The sequence below is a fragment of the Photobacterium sp. 1_MG-2023 genome, assembly GCF_030547945.1.
Lineage (GTDB): Bacteria > Pseudomonadota > Gammaproteobacteria > Enterobacterales > Vibrionaceae > Photobacterium.
Genome location: NZ_JAUORR010000078.1, coordinates 1 through 850 on the forward strand (window position 1 = coordinate 1; position 850 = coordinate 850).

At 57.2% G+C, this 850-nt stretch carries 1 protein-coding gene; it reads right to left on the bottom strand.

Going from position 1 to position 850, the window contains the following annotated elements:
* A partial coding sequence (locus tag Q4579_RS22930; RefSeq protein WP_303567273.1) for a condensation domain-containing protein occupies positions 1-850 on the bottom strand: 850 nt, incomplete at both ends.

An 850-nucleotide genomic window follows, 5' to 3' on the forward strand; every position in this document is an offset into this window, starting at 1 on the left:
AACGTGACCAGACTCTGGTCCTGCGGATACGAAGCTTCCGTCTGGTTGAAGGTGGTCAGCAGGGTCTGTTTTTCTTCCGTGGAGATCAGCGTGATCGCGTCATGATGCTGATGCGGATCACGGGCAATCGCCAGCAAGATCGCCTGAACCTGCTGTAACAGCCGCTGAGCCTGTGTATCTTCCAGCCAATCCAGACCATAACTGAGTTTCACCACCAGAGTCTGGCCTTGTTCGTACCCCATCACCGACAGCGGATAATCCACTTTCTCGATCGCATCCCGGAAGACGATATGGTTCGCAATCGAAGCGTCCGCCTGCGCGTCCGTGTCCGGCGCCGGATAGTTCTCAAACACCATCAGCGAGTGGAACAAGCGCTCCCCGCTCTGCTGAAGCTTCGCCAGCGACATGGCACTGTGGGTGTTGATGGCGGCCACCTGCTGGTGGATCCCCTGCAAGACTTCTGAAATGTTGACTGACGGCGACCAGTCCACACAGAGCGGCAGGGTATTAATATAAAGCCCGACACTCTGCTCAATGCCTTCAACCGGTACGTCCCGTCCGGAGACTGTGGTCCCGACCAGGGTCTGCGAGTCTCCGGTATAGGTATGCAGGAGTTTATGCCAGGCAAACTGCAACGCCACGTTGAGCGTTACGCCTAACTGCTGACAGGTGTCCTTCAACTGCTGATAATGGGTTTCGGTCAGGGTCAGTGTCTGGGCTGACGGACGATCAATCTGCCTGATCTTGGCCAGATTCACCGAGTGGGTCAGCACCGGCGTCACGTCATTCCCACCATCCCAGGCAGACCGCTGTTCCTGCCAGTACGTCTCCGTCTCCGCCTGATGGGCCA